Origin of the sequence: Streptomyces sp. NPDC097640 (assembly GCF_040302705.1) — a bacterium.
In the GTDB taxonomy this organism is placed as follows: Bacteria; Actinomycetota; Actinomycetes; order Streptomycetales; family Streptomycetaceae; genus Streptomyces.
In genome coordinates this window covers 227,525-246,132 of sequence record NZ_JBEOSB010000011.1, presented here as the reverse complement: position 1 = coordinate 246,132, position 18,608 = coordinate 227,525, and the positions used below count along the sequence as shown (strand labels likewise).

The window sequence follows — 18,608 nt, the reverse complement described above, 5'->3', positions numbered from 1 at the left end:
CGGGAAGAGCGAGGCTGAAGCCATGCTGCTGGCCGATGTCGCGCGTACCTCCCGCGAGGTCGCGGCCACCTCCGCCCGCTCGGAGAAGGTCGCCGCCCTGGCCCGGCTGCTCAGCCGCGTGGAGCCCGCCGAGGCGCCCGTGGTGATCACCTATCTCGCGGGCAGGCTGCCGCAGCGCCGCATCGGGGTGGGCTGGGCCGGGCTGCGGATGCGCCCGGAACCGGCCGCGGGGCCCCGGCTCGGCGTGCTCGACGTACACCAGGCCCTGGACCGGGTCGCGGCCGTCTCCGGCACCGGCGCCGCCGGCGAGCGCAAGCGGCTGGTGTCCCGGCTGATGTCCGACGCCACCGAGGAGGAGCAGCGCTTTCTGCTCGGCCTGATCGGCGGGGAGCCGCGCCAGGGCGCGCTGGACGCGCTCGCCGTCGAGGGGCTTTCGGCCGCGGTCGGCGCGCCCTCCGCCGAGGTGCGCCGCGCGGTGATGCTGGGCGGCTCGCTGGGCGCGGTCGCCCGGGCGCTGGTCGAACACGGGCCGCCGGCGCTGACCGGGTTCCGGCTGGAGGTGGGGCGCCCGGTGCTGCCGATGCTCGCCCACAGCGCCCGGGACCTGGACGAGGCCATGGACCGGCTCGGCCCCTGCGCGGTCGAGGAGAAGCTGGACGGCATCCGGGTGCAGGTGCACCGGGACGGGGAGACCGTACGCGTCTACACCCGCACCCTCGACGAGATCACCGACCGGCTGCCGGAGGTGGTCGCGGCCGCCCGCGAGCTGGCGGTGGAGCGGGCGGTCCTCGACGGCGAGGTGATCGCCCTGGACGCCGACGGCCGGCCCCGGCCGTTCCAGGAGATCTCCGGCCGGGTCGGGTCACGGCTGGACGTGGCCGGCGCGCGCGCCTCGCTGCCGCTGTACCCCGTCTTCTTCGACCTGCTCTCCGTCGACGACCGGGACCTGCTCGACCTGCCCGCCCGCGACCGCCACGCCGAGCTGGCCCGGGTGGCCCCCGGCCCCCGCCGGGTCCGCAGGCTGGTGGCCGAGGAGCCGCGGGACGAGGCGACCCGGCGGGCGGCGCGGGAGTTCGCCGCCGACGTCCTGGCCCGCGGGCACGAGGGCGTCATGGCCAAGTCCCTCGACGCCCCGTACAGCGCGGGCCGGCGCGGCGCGTCCTGGCTGAAGGTCAAGCCGGTGCACACGCTCGACCTGGTCGTGCTCGCCGCCGAGTGGGGCCACGGCCGCCGCACCGGCAAGCTGTCCAACCTCCACCTCGGCGCCCGGCGGCCGGACGGCACCTTCGCCATGCTCGGCAAGACCTTCAAGGGCCTGACCGACAAGCTGCTCGGCTGGCAGACGGAGGCGCTGCTGCGGCTGGCGGTCAGCGACGACGGCTGGGTGGTGCGGGTGCGGCCCGAGCTGGTCGTGGAGGTCGCCTTCGACTCGCTCCAGCGGTCCTCCCGCTATCCGGCGGGGGTGACGCTGCGCTTCGCGCGGGTGCTGCGCTACCGCGAGGACAAGCCGGCGGCGGAGGCGGACACGGTCGAGACGGTGCTGACGCTGCGCGGCGGGTGAGGGCCGTACGGGGCGTGTCCGGCGGCCACGCGGCGGAGCCGCACATCGGTGCTGTTCCCCACCCCGCCCCTTCCCGCAACCATGGGCTTCGCCACTGGACCCCGCGGGTCTGGGACAGAGTCCCCCACGCGGCGGCGCCGCACATCGGCAGGGGCCGGGAAGCGGCAGGGCGGGGGACGAGTCCGCCGCAGGCGTCAAGGTCCGCCGGACGGGGCCTGACCGGGGCCGGTCGCCGACTGCCGACCGCGGGCGCGCTACCGCCCCAGGGCCTTGCGGGCCAGCCGGTAGGCGACCAGGTCGGCCACCGAGATCAGCGGCAGCAGCCTGCTGGCCGCGAGCCGGCTGAGGTCCTCGTAGTCCGCCGGCTCCCAGTCCGGCGTGACGACCGCGCAGATCGCGGTCACCCCGGAGAGCCCCGCCAGCCGCGACAGGTCGACCGCCGCCTCGGCGTGGCCGTCCCGCTCCAGCACCCCGCCGGGCACCGCGCACACCGGGAACACATGCCCCGGGCGCCCCAGCTGCGCGGGGGCGGTCTGGGGGTCGGCCAGCGCCTGGACGGTCCGCGAGCGGTCCCGGGCGGACAGGCCCGTGGTCGTGGGCCCCAACAGGTCGACGGAGACGGTGAAGGCGGTGCTGAGCAGCCCGGTGTGCTCCTCGTCCACCACGATCCGCGGCAGCCGCAGATGCTCGGCGCGCCCATGGGGCAGCGCCACGCAGACCATGCCGGAGGTGTGGTCCAGGAGCTGCTTCAGCGCGCCCTCGTGGGCGTGCTCGGCGGCCAGCAGCAGAGCGCCCCGGCGATCCTCGGACGTGTCGTCGAAGACGATGACGAAGCCGCCCTCGGCGAACGCGTCGATCGCCTGCTCGACCGCCAGGAGGCGCTCGGGTGCGACCGTCTGCTCAACCACTGCCATGAGGAGGAATTTTGGCACATGCCAGTGGACCTGACGACGTGTCAATGCTCACAAAGTAAGGGCGGGCACACCATCAGTGACCTCCGGCCGGTTCCACCACCGCGCTCCCAAGGGCCCGCGCGAGAATGAGAGCTCGCCCGATCGAGAGGGTCAGTGTGGAGACGACAGTCGCGGAGGACCGAGCCGCCGAGCCCGTACATCCCGTACGCCGCTTGGTACGGCCCGTACGCCGCTTCGCACGCCCCCCGCGCGGGCGGGCCCGGCAGGTGGCGGCCTGGTGCGCGGCGCTGCCGCTGGCCGTGGTGAGCGTGGTGCTGGGCTGCCGGGCCGCGGACAGCGACGGGATCACGCCCGTGCCCCAGCTCCTGGCCTTCCTGCCCTGGCTGCTGGTCCCCGCGCTGCTCGGCCTGGTGCTCGCGGCGGCGGCGCGCTGGCCGCTGGGGTGCGCGTGGGCGCTGGCCGCGGCCGCGGTGACCGGGTGGTTCATCCAGCCATACGACCCCGCCGCCGGCCCGGCGCCCCGTCCGCGCGGCCCGGTGGTGGCTCAGGTGCGGGTGCTGACCGCCAATCTGGAGTTCGGCGGGGCCACGAAGGGGCTGGTCGGCGCGGTGCGGCGGGAGGACCCCGACCTCGTCTCAGTCCAGGAGTGCGACACCCGCTGCGCGGCCGCGCTCGACGCGCCCGCCATGCGCGAGACCTACCCGTACCGGAAGGTCATCGCCGTCCCCGGCGACGCCGCGCACGGCTCGGCGATCCTCAGCAAGTACCCGCTCACCCCCGAGGCCGGGGTGTCCGGCAAGCTGGCGATGCCGGGGGCCGTCGTACGGATCGCCGGGCGGCCGGTCCATGTGCAGGTGGCCCACCCGATGCCGCCGATGCCGGGCCGGCTGGACGTCTGGCGCACCGAGCTGGGGCGGCTGCGCGCGTACGCCGCCGACCGGGGCGACGAACCCACCCTCATCGCGGGGGACTTCAACGCCACCCAGGACCACGCCGCCTTCCGGTCCCTCCTGGACACCGGGATGCGGGACAGCGCACCGGCGGTGGGCAGGGCCCGGACGCCCAGCTGGCCGAGCGTGACGGCCCCGGCGCTCGGCGCCCAGATCGACCACGTCCTGGTCAGCGAGGCGCTGCGGCCCCGCGCCGCCCGCTTCCTCGATCTGCCGAACACCGACCACCGGGCGCTGCTGGTCGACCTCGACCTGCACTGACGCCCCCCCGCAGGCGACTCAGCTCTCGCTCGGGTTGTAGGAGTTGGCCACCTCGAAGGGGTCCGGCTCCAGGCCCTCCGTCGGCCAGCGCTGCTCCCGCCGCCACTGCTCGTTCTCCAGCGCCAGCGCGTCCCACAGCAGATTGAGCGGATGGCTCGGATCGTAGTGGGCGCGCTCCCCGCGCCGGGTGAAGGCGCCGAGCAGCACCTCCAGCCGCGGCCCGGTGTCATTGACCAGCTCGACGGCCCGCATCCCGCGCCCGTACGCGACCCGCGGGTCCCCGGCCGCGTCGGCGACGCCCTTGGTGACCAGCATGCAGCCGCGCAGCAGGCCCGAGCGCAGCAGCTCGAAGCCGTAGGTGACGGTGTCGATCTCGGCGGCTATGTGCAGCTTGTTGCGGTAGTCGGCGCCGAACCAGCTGTGCAGCACGCCCGCCATCAGCCCGCTGGCCGAGATGACGAGCGGCAGCGTGCGCAGCTCGCTGCTGGGGGCGGTCGGGCCGGGCAGCCGGGAATGCGGCAGATTCGTCAGCAGCGACACCCCGCTGCGGCGCCACTCCATCACATCGAACGCGTTGAGCTCGTTGTCGACGTCGTTCGCCTGGGGGGTGGTCACCACGGAGCCGCAGACCAGGTCCACGTCCTTGGCGCGCAGCTTGCCCAGCACGTCCCGGGTGCGGACATGCCCGACCTTCAGCTCGATGCCGCGCTGCTCGAACTCCTCGGCCACCCGCTCACCGGCGCCCGCGAGATAGCCGAGGGTGAAGCGCGTGGTGCCCACCATCAGGGTTTTGCCGAGCCGGCGGCGGGATTCATGGATGCCCTCCAGCCAGTCGCCGAGCGTGTCGCGCGCCAAATTGACCAGGGCCTCGCCGGTGCCGGTGAACAGCACGTCCTTGCCGCGGCCCTGCTTGAGGACGAGCGGCTCGCCGCACAGATCCCGGAAGTTGCGGTTCATCGTGTCCAGCTGCTTTTGCACGCTCGACTGTTCCCGGCCGAGCACCCTGGCGGCGCCCAACGCGGTACCTGTCTCATGCACCACGATCAACGTGCGGAGCTGGTCCATCGTGGTGTCCATGAGCGCGAGTGGGCTCTGCAGCAGCCTGCTTCGCCCGTTGGCCGTCGGTGGTCCGAGCGGCCCGGGAATGGCCATGAATCCGTCTCGCTTCCCAACTCTGCCCGATTTATGGACTGTCGAGTTTAGCCCCGGGATGCTTGATCACGTGGCTTTCGGAAGTCGGTTGCGGCTCATTGGCGACCCATTGGCCGCACATCGCGACCGATTGACGCCCCATTTCGGATAAGCGCGGACTTTACCGTCCCTATGCGCGTACGGCGGCCATACGCCGCGCGCCCCGCTACGCCGAGCGGCGGAATTATCCCGGACCACAACTGACCCGCATGTCAGTTGAATTGATCTCCGGGACAATTCCGCCGCAGTCGAGAACGCCGAGAATTACGAATAATTCTCCGGCCGGATCAGGCTCCGATGTCGCCGCCGTCGCGCCGCCACACGCTGATCACCGACGGACGGGTCAGCTTGCCCTGGCCGTCGGGCCAGGTGGACGCGGGCTTCTCCACGCTCGCCCCGTCGACCTCACCCGGGTGCTGCACCGCCACCATGACCCGCCGGTCCTGGACGATCGGACCGCAGGTCTCGGCCCCGGTCGGAACGGTCAGGAACTGCTTGACCTCACCGCTCCTGGGGCCGGACGTCGCCACCCCGAACAGCCCGTCGTGGCTGCCCAGCGCGTTGCCGTCGGTGGAGATCCACAGGTTGCCGTACGCGTCGAAGGTGATGTTGTCCGGGCAGGAGATCGGCGAGACCTGGTCCTTCGGGAAGCCGCCGAAGTACGTGCTCGGGTCCGCCGGGTCGCCGCAGACCAGGAACAGCCGCCAGCTGAAGCGGCGGGCCGCCGGGTCGCCCCAGCGCTCGGTCAGCTCCAGGATCTGGCCGTGCTTGTTGCTGTTGCGCGGGTTCGCCTCGTCGGCCGGGGCCTTGCCCGCCTTGCCGCGGTCGCTGTTGTTGGTGAGGGCGACGTACACCTTGCCGGTGCGCGGGCTGGGCTCCACGTCCTCCGGGCGGTCCATCTTCGTCGCGCCCACCTTGTCGGCGGCCAGCCGCGTGAAGACGTAGACCTCCTCGGCCGTCATCCCCTCGACATACGAGGTGGTGCCGCTCACCAGCGCGATCCACTCGCCGGAGCCGTCGAACTCGCCGTCCTTCGGAAGCTTCCCGGTGCCGTCGATCTCGGCGGCCGGGCTGTCCCCGGTGAACTTGGCGACGTACAGCGTGCCCTCGTCGAGCAGCGTGCGGTTGTGCTCACGCGCGGCCCGGCTGGTGCCCTTCATCATCCGCTTGGACGAGACGAACTTGTAGAAGTAGTCGAACCTTTCGTCGTCGCCCATGTAGAGGACCGGACGGCCGTCGTCGGTCAGCCGGGGCTCGGCGGCCTCGTGCTTGAACCGGCCCAGCGCGGTCAGCTTGCGCGGCGTCGACTCCGGGTCGTACGGGTCGATCTCGATGACCCAGCCGAAGCGGTTGGTCTCGTTCGGCTCCTGCGCCACGTCGAAGCGCTTGTCGAAACGCTCCCACTTGCGCTCGGTGGCCGCGCCCGCCAGGCCGTAGCGCTTGAGACGCGCGGCGGTGGTCGGGTCGGTCACCGAACCGGCGTTGGCGAAGTACTGGTTGAAGTTCTCCTCGCCCGACAGGACCGTGCCCCACGGGGTGATACCGCCGCCGCAGTTGTTCAGCGTGCCCAGGATCCGCTTGCCCGTCGGGTCCGCCGAGGTCCGCAGCAGCTCGCTGCCCGCGGCCGGGCCCGTCACCTCGAACGGCGTGGTCGCGGTGATCCGGCGGTTCAGGCGGTGGCGCGACACGGCGGTCAGCTTGCCGAGCTTGCGGTCCTCCTGCGTCGCCACCACCGACAGGCCGTGCGCGGCCCAGGCGATCTCGGCCTGCTCGCGGGTCGGGTTCGCCGCGTCGTACCCGGCGAACATCAGCACCTCGTCGGTGTACTCGTGGTTGACCACGAGCAGCTGGCGGTCGCGCTCGTGCGGGATGTCCAGCACGGCCATGTAGTCGTTGTTGTAGCCGAACTGGCCCGCCTGCGCCTTCGCGGACTGGTTGGCCGGGTCGAACGCCGGCGCGCCGCGCAGGATCGGGTCGCCCCAGCGGATCACCACGTTCTGGTCGTGCCCCTCGGCGACCACGACGGCGTCGGTGGTGTTGGGCGCCACGGGAGAGAAGCGGAGCCCGCGGGCGGCCTTGCCCGCGCCCTTGTCGGCGGCCTGGGCCACTGCTGCCCCGTCAGCCGCCGCGGCCTCCGGCGCCCGCCCCACCGCGGTCACCCCGGCCGCGGCCGCGACCGAGACCACGGCGCCGGCGCGCAGCACCGAACGGCGGGACAGCGCACCGGCTATGACGTCACCGATGTAGCCGTTGTCGCTCGTGTTCGGCACCTCGTGGAAACAGGCGTCACCACAGCGGTACCGGCATGTGAGCGCGGAACGACCGCCCGGGTGTGAGCTGATGAGCGGCAGAAGCTTGCGCACGTCTTACCCTCCGTACGGATTGCACGCGTCGATTGCGCGTGGACCGTCCGGCGCGCAACCCACGCCGCCACGGTGTCGGGACCCCATCCGGGGCGAAGCTATGGGCGTAGAGCCGCGGACCGGCGACCGTCGTCTGAATCACGAGTGAACGGCGGGTAACCGGAATCGGCAGCTGAGTACGGCTGAAGGGCCCGCTAGCCTTTCCGCACCACGGACATGTACCGCCATGCCCCGGACTCGACACGTGATGAGGTATCTCCCATGGCCATACGGGACCTACTGCGCAAAGTTTTCGGACGCTCCCGCACGCCGCGGGTCGACGCTTCGGCTGTGCCGGAGGCGGCAGTTGTCCCGGACGCCCAAGAACCGCCCGCCGCCGCCACCGCCCCCGCCAAGCCTGAGCCCGAGGCCGAGGCGAAGCCTGAGCCCGAGGCGAAGCCCGAGCCCAAGCCCGCGACTACTCCTGCGGCTCAGACGGGGGATGAGGAGACGGCAGCCCACCACCCGTCTCTGGCCGAACCGCTGAAGACTCTCGACGAGATCCTGGAGTCCTCCGCCCCGGAGGCGCCGGCGAAGGACCAGCCGAAGGCCGACCCCGAGCCCAAGCCCGAAGCCGCTGCCGAGCCGGCCGACGACAAGAAGGCGGAAGCGGCAACGGAGCCCGCCAAGCCGGCCGAGCCCGAGGCCGAGGCCGAGAGCACCCCCGCGCCGAGCGCCGACGCGGACACCCCGGCCGAGCCCGAGGCCAAGGCCAAGGCCAAGGCCAAGGCCGAGACCACCGCCGCAGCGGCCGAGCCGAAGCAGGAGGCCACGCCCGAGGCCGCCCCCGCGCCGAGCGCCGACGCGGACACCCCGGCCGAGCCCGAGGCCAAGGCCGAGAGCACCCCCGCAGCGGCCGACCCGGTCGCCCCGGTCGAGCCGAAGCAGGAGACCGCGCCCGAGCCCGCCGAAGCGGCAGAGCCCGAGCCCGAGACGGCCCCGAAGCCCGCCGCCGAGGCCGAGCCGGAGCAGGCGGCCGCCGAAGAGAAGCCCGCCGAGCCGGTCGCGGCTGCGGCAGACGCCGAGGAGCCCGCCGCCGAGCCGGTGGCAGCGGAGGCCGAGGCCGCCTCCACGCCGAGCGGCGAAGCCGACGCGGCGGACGCCCGGGCCAAGGCCACCCCGGCCAGCGCCGTCGCCGTCGCGGACGCAGAAGAGGCGGCCAAGCCCGCCGGGCCGGTCACCGCCGGGGACCCCGCCCCGGCCGCCGAGCCGAAGCCAGAGGCCGAAGCCCCCGCCGAGCCGGTGGCGGCGGAGACCGCCGACGCCGCCGACGATGACAAGCCCGCCGCCGAGGCGGAAGCCGCGGCTGAGCCCACCAAGCCGGCCGAGACCGAGCCCGAGGCCGAGACCACCCCCGCGCCGAGCGCTGACGCGGACACCCCGGCCGAGGCCACCCCCGCAGCGGTCGACCCGGTCGAGCCGAAGCAGGAGACCACGCCCGAGCCCGCCCCGAAGCCCGCCGCCGAGGCGGAGCCGGAGCAGGCGGCCGCCGAAGAGAAGCCCGCCGAGCCGGTGGTGGCGGAGGCCGAGACCACCTCCACGCCGAGCGGCGAAGCCGACGCGGCGGACGCCCCGGCCAAGGCCGAGGCCACCCCGGTCAGCGCCGTCGCCGTCGCCGTCGCCGTCGCCGTCGCCGACACGGAAACGGAAGACGCGGCCAAGCCCGCCGAGCCGGTCGCGGAAAAGGCCGAGACCAAGGCAGAGGCCAAGGCCGACGCCGCCATCGCGCTCGCCGACGTGGAGAACCGCGCGCCCGGGCTGGTCAGCCTGTACAAGACCGCCGCCGAGACCCTGGCGCAGAAGGGGCTGGCGGGCGACCGGGCCGCCGTCTATCTCGTGCTGGACCGGTCGGGGTCGATGCGGAACTACTACAAGGACGGCACCGTCCAGCACTTCGCGGAGCAGGCGCTGGCCCTCTCCGCGAACCTCGACGACGACGGCACCGTCCCGGTCGTGTTCTTCTCCACCGACATCGACGGCACGGCCGACATCGACCTGACCAACTACAGCGGCCGCGTCAACGAGCTGCACTCCTCGCTCGGCCACATGGGGCGTACGAATTACCACCACGCGATCAACGCGGTCATCGACCACTACAAGAAGTCCGGCTCCACCGCCCCCGCGTTCGTGATCTTCCAGACGGACGGCGCGCCCACCAGCAAGGTGGCCGCCGAGAAGGCGCTGTGCGAGGCCGCGCGGCTGCCGCTGTTCTGGCAGTTCGTCGGGTTCGGGGACCCGGAGGCGAAGGGGTTCGACTTCCTCCGCAAGCTGGATGAGCTGGCGGTGCCGGACAAGCGGGTCGTGGACAACGCCGGGTTCTTCCACGCGGGCCAGGACCCCCGCGCGCTGTCCGACGGGGAGCTGTACGGGCAGCTGATGGTGGAGTTCCCGGAGTGGCTGCGGGAGGCGCGCGAGGCGGGCGTGCTGAGCTGATCACGCCCCGTCCGGGGACGGGCTACGACGCGGGGGCCACCCGTACGGCGCGAAAAACGCCGCGCGGGTGGCCCCCGCCGCTCGGATACGATAATGACGGCTCATAGAGCAGCTCGACACATAGCTCACAGAGTGCTCACAGAGCGACATGTCACCCACTGCATCGACCCGGGAGCAGCCCGCGATGGCTCGACACCTCATCACCAGCGCCCTTCCCTACATCAACGGGATCAAGCACCTGGGCAACATGGTGGGGTCCATGCTCCCGGCCGACGTGTACTCCCGCTACATGCGCCAGCGGGGCCACGACGTGCTGTACATCTGCGCGACGGACGAGCACGGCACCCCCGCCGAGCTGGCCGCCAAGGAGGCGGGCCTGCCGGTGGACGAGTTCTGCGCGCAGCAGCATGACGCGCAGAAGGCGGTCTACGACGGCTTCGGCCTGGCCTTCGACTACTTCGGCCGCAGCTCCTCCGCGCAGAACGTGGAGATCACCCAGACCATCGCGCGCGAGCTGAAGGCCAATGGCTTCATCGAGGAGCGCTCGATCCGCCAGGTGTACTCCAACGCCGACGGCCGCTTCCTCCCCGACCGCTATATCGAGGGCACCTGCCCGCACTGCGGCTACGACAAGGCGCGCGGCGACCAGTGCGAGAACTGCACCCGCGTGCTGGACCCGACGGACCTGATCAACCCGCGCTCGGCGATCAGCGGCAGCAGCGACCTGGAGGTGCGGGAGACCAAGCACCTGTTCCTGCTCCAGTCGAAGCTGGCGGGAGAGGTCGCGGCGTGGGTGGACGAGCACGGCAAGGACTGGCCGACGCTCGCGTCCTCGATCGCCCGCAAGTGGCTGAACGAGGGGCTTCAGGACCGCGCGATCACCCGTGACCTGGACTGGGGCGTGCCGGTTCCGGCCGACACCTGGCCGGAGCTCGCGGCCGAGGGCAAGGTCTTCTACGTCTGGTTCGACGCCCCGATCGAGTACATCGGCGCGACGAAGGAGTGGTCGGACCTGGACCCGGCGAACCGCGACTGGAAGTCGTGGTGGTACGACGTGGACCAGACGGTCCGCTACACCGAGTTCATGGCCAAGGACAACGTCCCGTTCCACACCGTGATGTTCCCGGCGACGCTGCTGGGCACCCGGGACGCGTGGAAGAAGGTCGACTACGTCAAGGCGTTCAACTGGCTGACGTACTACGGCGGCAAGTTCTCGACCTCGCAGAAGCGCGGGGTGTTCACCGACGCCGCGCTGGAGCTGCTGCCCGCCGACTACTGGCGCTACTTCCTGATCGCGAACGCCCCGGAGTCGGACGACACGTCCTTCACCTGGGAGCACTTCGCGGCCACGGTCAACAAGGACCTGGCGGACACCCTGGGCAACTTCGTCAACCGGGTGCTGTCCTTCTCCCGCAAGCGGTTCGGCGACGAGGTCCCGGCCGGGAAGGCCGCCGGGGAGGCGGAGGCGCGTCTCGGCGAGGAGATCGCGCGGCTGCTCGCGGAGTACGAGGAGCACATGGACACGCTCCAGTTCCGCAAGGCCGCGGCCGCGCTGCGCGCGCTGTGGAGCGCGGGCAACTCCTACCTGGAGGAGAAGGCGCCCTGGCTGGAGATCAAGACCGACCAGGAGGGCGCGGCCCTCACCCTCCGTACGGCGATGAACCTCATCCACCTGTACGCGGTCGTCTCGGAGCCGTTCATCCCGGCCTCCGCGCGGGCCATGCGGTCGGCGTTCTCGCTGGTGGACGACACGGCGGTGTGGGTGAGCCAGGAGGAGGCCAAGGCGCTGGCCTCCGTCCCGGCCGGCACGGCCTTCACCGTGCCGCCGGTGCTCTTCGCGAAGATCACCGAGGAGGACTTGGAGTCCTACCGGCTGCGTTTCGGCGGCGCTGAGCAGGCCAACGGCGGGCTGGAGACCAACGGAAAGCCTGTCGAGTAAGCAGTCGAGTAACGACAGACCCGAGCGTGAAGGGGTGGCGGGCCCGGCCCGCCACCCCTTCACGTCGTTTTTCCTGTCGCTCGCATCGTTGATCGCTCGACAACCGTTCGTTTAGCGCGTTCGACCAGCCTGTGGAGTCCATCCATAGGAGGTCGAGGAGCGCAGTGCCCGACGCACCACGTGTCACGGTGACGGTCCACGGCCCGGACCCGCTGTCGCGGGCCGGGGTCGTCCGTCACCTGCGTCACCAGCCCACCGTCCAACTGATCGACCGCCCGAGACCGTTCAGCGACGAGCCGCGCGGCACCGTGGCCGTCATGTCCGTCGAGCGCCTGGACGCACGCGCGGGGGCCGAGCTGCGCCGCCTGGTGCGGGGCGGCGAGCAGCGGGTGGTGCTGATCACGGGCGAGCTGCGCGAGACGGAGCTGATGGCGGTCATGGAGTACGGCGTACGGGCCGTGCTGTGGCAGCACCGGGCCACGCCGAGGCGCCTGCTGCGCGCCGTCCACCGGGCCGCCCGCGCGGAGCGTACGGACCCGTGCGGCGTGGACCACCGGCTGACCGAGCACTTCGTGTACTAGCGGGGTCCGGCGGGTCGGTCAGAGGTCCGTGCCGTCGTGGGTCACGTCGGGGTCGACGCCCAGGGTGAGGCTGGCGACGACGCCCTTCCCGATCCGGCCCTTCTTGTACTTCAGGTTCAGCAGCCCGCCCTGGGTCCCGTTGCCGGGGTAGATGGTGTCCTCGTCGAGGGTCGTGCGCTCCGTGGTGCTGGTGCTGTACGGGGACACCTCGGCGGAGGCGAGCACCGCCTCCTCGGCGAAGAAGAGCTGGCCGGTGTGGCAGGTGTGGCCGCCCTCGTACCCGGAGTCGGTGAGGGTGCCGGCGACGTGGACCTTGGTGTGGACATGCACGCACCGGCCCCGGTACCAGCCGGGGAAGACGGTGGTGAACTCGACGTAGCCGTGCCGGTCGGTGAGCTGGGTGCCGCGCAGATAGCGCTTGTCGTCGGTCGGCTCCTGGTGGCCGCCCCCGCCGCCGCCCGGCGGGGTCCCGGTGGGTGCGTCGGTGGGCGCGTCGGTCGGGGTGCCCGTCGGGGCGTCGGTGGGCGGGGTGCCGGTGGGCGGGGTGCCGCCGCCACCGGTGCTGGAGCTCTCGTAGCCGGAGTAGAGCCCGAGGGCGTCGCAGTGCCAGATGTCGACCGCCGCCTTGGACAGCGGTTTGCAGGTCTCGGAGTCGATCACCTTGAGCCGGAGGGTCATCGGGATGCCCTCCTTGTCCTCGGTGATGTCCTTACGGATCTTGTCCGCGTCGATGTAGTACGGGCCCTCGGTGGTCTCCGAGGTGAGCCGGTAACAGACCTCCCCCGACGTGGCCGTCGAGCTCGCGGTGGCAGCGGCGGAGGCCGGGTTCGCGGAGGTCTCGCTCGCCGACGCACTGGCGGCGATCGCCGCCCCGATGCCGGTCGCGGCGACCGCCGCGCCACCCGCGACGATCATCCGTCGTCTGCTCATGTCGCGCTTGTGCGCGGGGCCCGTGCGCCGGGCGTCGTCGTTCTGGGCGTTGTCGTTCCGGGCTTCGCTGAAGTCCTCAGTCATGGCAGGGGACACTAGAACCGCAACCTGGCAGGGGCATCGCAAGAAGCTGTGAGAACGGTGTGCCCCGGAGCCGGGCGGCTGGTGGCCAGGAGGAGTACGACGACGGTCGCCTGAATGCCGATGATCATGGCCTGTGTCGCGGGGGTCTTGATGTCCAGCAGGACCATCGTCGTGTTGACCGCAAAGTGCACCGCGATCGACGCGACGACGCCGGCGCGTTCGTAGGCACAGGCAGTCAGCATGGCCATCGGGATGGCGCTGACGGCGAAGAGCACACCGCTCGCGGTGTTCAGGCCCAGGTCGTTCTGGACGGTCCCGTTGATGAAGAACAGCGGCAGATGCCACACGGCCCAGATGACGCCCAGGGCCAGGCCCACCTGGAAGCGGCCCATCGACGCACGCATCCTCGGATAGGCGGTGCCGCGCCAGCCCGGCTCCTCGGACAGCGGACCGGAGATCACCATGCTGACGAGAAACGCCGCGGGTCCGCCGGCATCCTTCATCACATCCTTCGCGTCCTCCCAGCTCAGCGCGGGGTCACCCGCCGCGTGCCCCAGCAGCGCGGCCGACAGCACGGTTGCCGAGGCCAGCACCAGCAACAGCGGCGCCTGGAGCAGGGCCTTGCGCTGGAACCGGACCGCGTGTTCGGGGACGGGCTCACCGCGGCGGACGCGGCGGACGCGGATCACCAGGGCGCCTACCAGCGGACCGAAGGCACCGAACAGATAGGGCAGGACCGTGGGGGCCTTCATCGCCGATCCGCCGAGCCCGATCGCCGTGAACCAGGACGCCCAACTCACGGTAAAGGCGATGGCCATGAACAGGATCAGGTCGTTTCGGCGGCTGTTCGGCGCGGCGGCAGGAGCGGACAGCGAAGTGGGCATGCCAAAGTTCCTTGTCAGGTGTCCGTTGGGTTGTCGTACGTGCGCAGGGGCGAGCGCCCTGGGATCAGGGCGAGCCGGGGATCAGGAAGAGACTGTTCGGCCTTCGACGGTCATCTCCCCGGGAACCGCGTCCAGTCGACGGGTGAGCCAGGTGGTGATGAGGGCGAGGAGGTCGGGGTCGATCGGATCGCGCAGAAGGCGGCGGTAGGAGCGCAGGGTGTGGTGCGCGGGGTCGCGGCGCAGGAGGTGGGTGAGGTCGGGGATGCGATGGACCTCGGCCCTGCCCGGCACCAGTCGTTGGATCTCATCCAGATCGGCGGGGTCGACCTGGATGTCCTTCCCGCCGGTGACGGCCAGGACGGGGGCGTGGATGGCGCTGAGGTCGTCACGGGTGTCGTGGACGAGGTTTTCGCGCATCCAGCGGGCGTTGACCGGGATTCCGGCGATGCGCGCCACGTCCGTACGGGACTTCTTGATCCGGGCCAGGGCCCAGTTGCCCAAGGCCCCCAGGGGCCGCCGCAGGAGCCGGACGGGGGCGGGCATGCCATGGACGATCGAACGGGCCTGCCAGCGCAGGGCCTCCTCCCCCGGACGGGCATAGCCGGCCAGCAGCACCACCGCCCGCACATCGTGGCGCGCGGCGAGGGTCATGGCGTGCAGGGCGCCTTCGCTGTGGCCGATGACGCCGATGGCGTCGGAGCGGACGGAGGGATGGTCGGCCAGGGCGCGCAGGGCGATGGCAGCGTCGTGGCAGATGTCGGTGAAGCCGGTGGCCCGCCAGATGCCGGGGGTGGCTCCGGCGCCGCGCCGGTCGTAGCGCAGTGTGGCGATGCCCTCCGCCGCGAGGGCGGCGGCCAGCGGTTGGCCGAGGTTCATCGGGAGCTTGCGGGTATTGCCATCGCGGTCCAGGGGTCCGGAGCCGTGCAGGAGCAGAACGGCAGGGTGCGGACCGGAAGCGGCAGGCAGGGTCAGGGCGCCGGCCAGGGGGGTCCCGTCGTCCGCGGTGACTGTCATGCCGATATCGGACAAGGCTCCGCCTCTCATTGCTATCAACGGCGAGAACGTTATCAGATGTGAGAGCATGAGCCATGGCAACCGCGAACCTCCTTCTCCACCCCGTCCGGCTGCGCATCCTGCAGATCCTGCTCGGCGCCGACGAGCTGACCACCGCCCAGCTGCGCGACCAGCTACCCGACATCCCCCCGGCCACCATGTACCGGCACGTCGCCACCCTCACCCAGGCCGGGATCCTGGAAGTTGTCCGCGAAAGACCGATCCGCGGCACCGTCGAACGCAGCTACCGGGTCCGCCAGGACAAAGCCCTCGTCGACGCCGACGCCCGCACCACCATGACCAGGGAAGACCACCGGCAGGCCTTCGCCGTCTTCACCGGTGCCCTGATGGCCGACTTCGACCGCTACCTCTCCCGCGACGACGCCGAACCCGCCCGCGAAGGGGTCCTCTACCGGCAGGGCGCGGTATGTCTGACCGACGAAGAGTTCGCCGAACTCGTCGAAGAGATCGAAGCCGTCGTCGCCCGCCGCACCCACACCACCCCGGACGACGGCCGCACCCGCCACATCCTCAGCCTCGTCCTCGTACCCGACAAACCCGCTGAAACCAAGACCAACACCAAGACCAACACCAGTGATGAAACCTGCTGATCAGGGCTGCGGAAAGCCGGCCCGGTCAGCGGGCCAGCGAGGCCGCGTCGCCCATCACCACAACGGGGTGCAGCTGTGGGTCCAGGGTGCGCAGCAGCTTCTTCATGTGCTTCTTGGAGACGCTGACGCAGCCCTGCGTGGGGCCGCCGTGGTCCACATGGAACCAGATGCCGCCGCCCCGCTTCTGGCCCAGCGGCCTGGTCCAGTCGCGCGGGGAGGTGCCCGGCTTGCGGTTGTAGTTGATGGCCACGACGTAGTCGAAGGACCCGGCGAGCGGCTCGCCCTCGAAGCCGGTGCCGCCGATGGTGAAGCCGCCGGTGGACTGGTCGTACGGCAGCTCGGTGCCGGGGTCCGGGAGGCGGCCGCCCGCGTCGGTGAGGCCGAAGACGCCGACCGGGGAGCGCAGATCGCCGGTGACGTGGCGGTCGGTCCAGCCGTTCCGGGCGTTGTGCGCGTCCCAGGTGGTGACGGCCCGCCAGTCGGCGCCCGCGGCCATGTCCGGGTCGCCGTCGGGGTTCCGCCGCTGGTAGACGACCACCGTCGAGTCGGAGGAGTCGCGGCCCTCGCCGGTCACGACCACCACCTGGCGGGCGTTCGCGGGCACCTCGGCGAGGGTGAGGGGGCCGAGCCCGGGCAGGCCCTTCCGCAGCACGGCGGTGGCGGGCCGCCGGGCCGGACCGTCCTTTTCCGCGGCGGCGTCGGCGGCTCCGGCCCTGGGCTCGGATCCGCCGGACGGCGTACCCGCCGAGGCCGCGCATCCGGTGAGCGCGGCGACGGCGAGGGCCGCGGCCGCCAGGGCCACACCCCTCCGGGAGGCCCGGGCCGCGCGTACCGGTACGACAGTCATATTTTCATTCACATTCAAGGAACCCGTTGGGACGGGGGCCTGGTTGCCCCGCGTTCCGCCGGAAGCGGAAGCGGGGCTCAGATGGGCCCGGAAAGGCCCGGCGAAAGGGCCCGGCGCTACTTGCCGGATTCGGCAGCCGGCTTCTCCGCACCCTTGTCCGCCGCGCCCTTGTCCGCCGCGCCTTTGTCCGCCTGCTTGACCTGCGGCTTGCGGATCGACAGGTGCAGCTCGCGCAGCCGCGTCTCGTCCACCTCGCTGGGCGCGCCCATCAGCAGGTCCTGCGCGTTGCCGTTGAGCGGGAAGGCGATGGTCTCGCGGATGTTCGGCTCGTCGGCCAGCAGCATCACGATGCGGTCCACGCCCGGGGCGATACCGCCGTGCGGCGGAGCGCCGAAGTGGAACGCGCGCAACATGCCGCCGAACTCGCGCTCCACCTCTTCCCTGGAGTAGCCCGCGATCTCGAACGCCTCGTACATCACATCCGGCTCGTGGTTCCGGATGGCGCCCGAGGACAGCTCCACGCCGTTGCAGACGATGTCGTACTGCCAGGCCAGGATGTCCAGCGGGTCCTTGGTCCGCAGCGCCTCCAGGCCGCCCTGCGGCATGGAGAACGGGTTGTGCGAGAACTCGATCTGCCCGGTGTCCTCGTTCCGCTCGAACATCGGGAAGTCGACGATCCAGCAGAAGCGGAAGACGTTGTCCTCGAAGTGCCCGGCCCGGCGCGCGGCCTCGACCCGCACCGCGCCCATGATCTTGGAGACCTCGTCGAACTCGCCCGCGCCGAAGAAGATCGCCGTGCCCGGCTTGCCCCCGACCTCGGCGATCAGCTTCTCGACGTCCTCGTCGGTGAGGAACTTCGCGATCGGCCCGGTCAGCTTGGCGTCCTCGCCGATCCGGACCCAGGCCAGCCCCTTCGCACCCTGCTCGACGGCGAACTCGCCCATCTGGTCGAAGAACTTCCGCGGCTGGTCGGCGGTGTCCGGCACGGCCAGCGCGCGCACATGCTTGCCCGCGAACGCCTTGAAGCCGGAGTCCGCGAAGACCTGGCTGACGTCCACCAGCTCGAGCTGGGCGCGCAGGTCCGGCTTGTCGGAGCCGTACTTCAGCATGGCCTCGCGGAACGGGATCCGCAGGAACGGCGAGGTGACGTGGCGGCCGCCGCCGAACTCCTCGAAGAGCTCGGTCATCACCTTCTCGATGACCTGGAAGACGTCCTCCTGCTCGACGAAGCTCATCTCGACGTCGAGCTGGTAGAACTCGCCCGGGGAGCGGTCGGCGCGGGCGTCCTCGTCGCGGAAGCAGGGCGCGATCTGGAAGTAGCGGTCGAAGCCCGCGATCATCAGGAGCTGCTTGAACTGCTGCGGGGCCTGCGGCAGCGCGTAGAACTTGCCCGCGTGCAGCCGGGAGGGCACCAGGAAGTCCCGGGCGCCCTCGGGCGAGGTGGCGGACAGGATCGGGGTCGCCAGCTCGTTGAAGCCCTGCGCGGTCATCTTCTGCCGGATCGCGGAGATCACGGCGGAGCGCAGCATGATGTTCCGGTGCATGCGCTCGCGGCGCAGGTCAAGGAAGCGGTACTCCAGGCGCCGCTCCTCGTTCACCCCGTCCTCGGGGAAGACGGTGAAGGGCAGCGGGTCGGCGCCGCCGAGCACCTCGACCGCGGTGACCTCGACCTCGATCTCACCGGTGGGCAGCTCGGGGTTGACGTTCTCCGCGCCGCGGGCGATGACCCTGCCGTCCACCCGGACGACGCTCTCCTTGGACAGGGAGCTCAGCGCGTCGTTGGCAGCGGTGTCCGGGCGGACGACCAGCTGCACCAGGCCGTAGTGGTCACGGAGATCGATGAAGAGGATGCCGCCCAGGTTCCGCCGATTGTGCAGCCAGCCGGAGAGCCGCACGTCGGTGTCGACGTCAGCGGCGCGGAGCTCGCCGCAGGTGTGGGACCGGTACCGATGCATCGTTCATCCAAG

The 18,608-nt window shown here is 71.5% G+C and carries 14 protein-coding genes; 6 read left to right on the top strand and 8 right to left on the bottom strand.

Annotated elements, in window-relative coordinates:
• Window positions 1-22: 22 nt before the first annotated feature.
• Complete coding sequence (locus ABTY62_RS19885; protein ID WP_352130716.1) at window positions 23-1,561, top strand: ATP-dependent DNA ligase; 1,539 nt, start codon at window positions 23-25, stop codon at window positions 1,559-1,561.
• A gap of 254 nt (window positions 1,562-1,815) precedes the next feature.
• Here the strand turns inward: ABTY62_RS19885 and ABTY62_RS19880 are convergent, their stop codons facing one another.
• A complete protein-coding gene (locus ABTY62_RS19880) occupies window positions 1,816-2,475 on the bottom strand; it encodes a 3,4-dihydroxy-2-butanone-4-phosphate synthase (protein WP_352130715.1) in 660 nt (219 codons plus the stop codon).
• Window positions 2,476-2,630: 155 nt separating this feature from the next.
• On the opposite strand from ABTY62_RS19880, the gene ABTY62_RS19875 reads away from it, so the two are divergent.
• Window positions 2,631-3,686, top strand: coding sequence for an endonuclease/exonuclease/phosphatase family protein (locus tag ABTY62_RS19875; protein ID WP_352130714.1), 1,056 nt, complete (start codon window positions 2,631-2,633; stop codon window positions 3,684-3,686).
• An 18-nt stretch (window positions 3,687-3,704) separates the two neighbouring features.
• Here the strand turns inward: ABTY62_RS19875 and ABTY62_RS19870 are convergent, their stop codons facing one another.
• Both ABTY62_RS19870 and ABTY62_RS19865 read right to left on the bottom strand, forming a co-directional pair.
• A complete protein-coding gene (locus ABTY62_RS19870) occupies window positions 3,705-4,763 on the bottom strand; it encodes a LysR family transcriptional regulator (RefSeq protein ID WP_352130713.1) in 1,059 nt (352 codons plus the stop codon).
• 401 nt (window positions 4,764-5,164) lie between these two features.
• Window positions 5,165-7,240: a PhoX family protein gene (locus ABTY62_RS19865; protein WP_352130712.1), complete on the bottom strand. Its 2,076-nt coding sequence runs from the start codon at window positions 7,238-7,240 to the stop codon at window positions 5,165-5,167.
• A 330-nt stretch (window positions 7,241-7,570) separates the two neighbouring features.
• Here ABTY62_RS19865 and ABTY62_RS19860 point away from each other — a divergent pair, with 330 nt between their 5' ends.
• From ABTY62_RS19860 to ABTY62_RS19850, 3 genes are all read left to right on the top strand, one after another.
• Complete coding sequence (locus ABTY62_RS19860) at window positions 7,571-9,712, top strand: vWA domain-containing protein (protein ID WP_352130711.1); 2,142 nt, start codon at window positions 7,571-7,573, stop codon at window positions 9,710-9,712.
• A gap of 184 nt (window positions 9,713-9,896) precedes the next feature.
• Window positions 9,897-11,651, top strand: coding sequence for a methionine--tRNA ligase (gene metG, locus ABTY62_RS19855; protein ID WP_352130710.1), 1,755 nt, complete (start codon window positions 9,897-9,899; stop codon window positions 11,649-11,651).
• A gap of 164 nt (window positions 11,652-11,815) precedes the next feature.
• Window positions 11,816-12,232: a DNA-binding response regulator gene (locus ABTY62_RS19850; protein WP_352130709.1), complete on the top strand. Its 417-nt coding sequence runs from the start codon at window positions 11,816-11,818 to the stop codon at window positions 12,230-12,232.
• 18 nt (window positions 12,233-12,250) lie between these two features.
• Here ABTY62_RS19850 and ABTY62_RS19845 read toward each other — a convergent pair whose 3' ends face one another.
• From ABTY62_RS19845 to ABTY62_RS19835, 3 genes are all read right to left on the bottom strand, one after another.
• Window positions 12,251-13,162, bottom strand: a complete 912-nt coding sequence (locus ABTY62_RS19845; protein ID WP_352130760.1) for an intradiol ring-cleavage dioxygenase — start codon at window positions 13,160-13,162, stop codon at window positions 12,251-12,253.
• Between the two features lie 95 nt (window positions 13,163-13,257).
• A complete protein-coding gene (locus ABTY62_RS19840; protein WP_352130708.1) occupies window positions 13,258-14,130 on the bottom strand; it encodes a CPBP family intramembrane glutamic endopeptidase in 873 nt (290 codons plus the stop codon).
• 81 nt (window positions 14,131-14,211) lie between these two features.
• Window positions 14,212-15,144, bottom strand: coding sequence for an alpha/beta hydrolase family protein (locus ABTY62_RS19835; protein ID WP_502997485.1), 933 nt, complete (start codon window positions 15,142-15,144; stop codon window positions 14,212-14,214).
• Between the two features lie 74 nt (window positions 15,145-15,218).
• On the opposite strand from ABTY62_RS19835, the gene ABTY62_RS19830 reads away from it, so the two are divergent.
• Window positions 15,219-15,794, top strand: coding sequence for a helix-turn-helix domain-containing protein (locus ABTY62_RS19830; RefSeq protein WP_352130706.1), 576 nt, complete (start codon window positions 15,219-15,221; stop codon window positions 15,792-15,794).
• A gap of 25 nt (window positions 15,795-15,819) precedes the next feature.
• Here ABTY62_RS19830 and ABTY62_RS19825 read toward each other — a convergent pair whose 3' ends face one another.
• Together ABTY62_RS19825 and aspS are read right to left on the bottom strand one after the other, a co-directional pair.
• On the bottom strand, window positions 15,820-16,641 hold the full coding sequence (locus ABTY62_RS19825; protein ID WP_352130705.1) for a L,D-transpeptidase family protein: 822 nt from the start codon (window positions 16,639-16,641) through the stop codon (window positions 15,820-15,822).
• A 116-nt stretch (window positions 16,642-16,757) separates the two neighbouring features.
• Window positions 16,758-18,596, bottom strand: a complete 1,839-nt coding sequence (aspS, locus tag ABTY62_RS19820; RefSeq protein ID WP_352130704.1) for an aspartate--tRNA ligase — start codon at window positions 18,594-18,596, stop codon at window positions 16,758-16,760.
• Window positions 18,597-18,608: the final 12 nt, after the last annotated feature.

Bases quoted from the DNA above. Each gene is read 5' to 3' on its own strand.
- ABTY62_RS19885 (WP_352130716.1), top strand. From the start codon at position 23: ATGCTGCTGGCCGATGTCGCGCGTACCTCCCGCGAGGTCGCGGCCACC.
- ABTY62_RS19880 (WP_352130715.1), bottom strand. From the start codon at position 2,475: ATGGCAGTGGTTGAGCAGACGGTCGCACCCGAGCGCCTCCTGGCGGTC.
- ABTY62_RS19870 (WP_352130713.1), bottom strand. From the start codon at position 4,763: ATGGACACCACGATGGACCAGCTCCGCACGTTGATCGTGGTGCATGAG.
- metG (WP_352130710.1), top strand. From the start codon at position 9,897: ATGGCTCGACACCTCATCACCAGCGCCCTTCCCTACATCAACGGGATC.
- ABTY62_RS19845 (WP_352130760.1), bottom strand. From the start codon at position 13,162: ATGAGCAGACGACGGATGATCGTCGCGGGTGGCGCGGCGGTCGCCGCG.
- ABTY62_RS19840 (WP_352130708.1), bottom strand. From the start codon at position 14,130: ATGCCCACTTCGCTGTCCGCTCCTGCCGCCGCGCCGAACAGCCGCCGA.
- ABTY62_RS19835 (WP_502997485.1), bottom strand. From the start codon at position 15,144: ATGACAGTCACCGCGGACGACGGGACCCCCCTGGCCGGCGCCCTGACC.
- ABTY62_RS19830 (WP_352130706.1), top strand. From the start codon at position 15,219: ATGGCAACCGCGAACCTCCTTCTCCACCCCGTCCGGCTGCGCATCCTG.
- ABTY62_RS19825 (WP_352130705.1), bottom strand. From the start codon at position 16,641: ATGACTGTCGTACCGGTACGCGCGGCCCGGGCCTCCCGGAGGGGTGTG.
- aspS (WP_352130704.1), bottom strand. From the start codon at position 18,596: ATGCATCGGTACCGGTCCCACACCTGCGGCGAGCTCCGCGCCGCTGAC.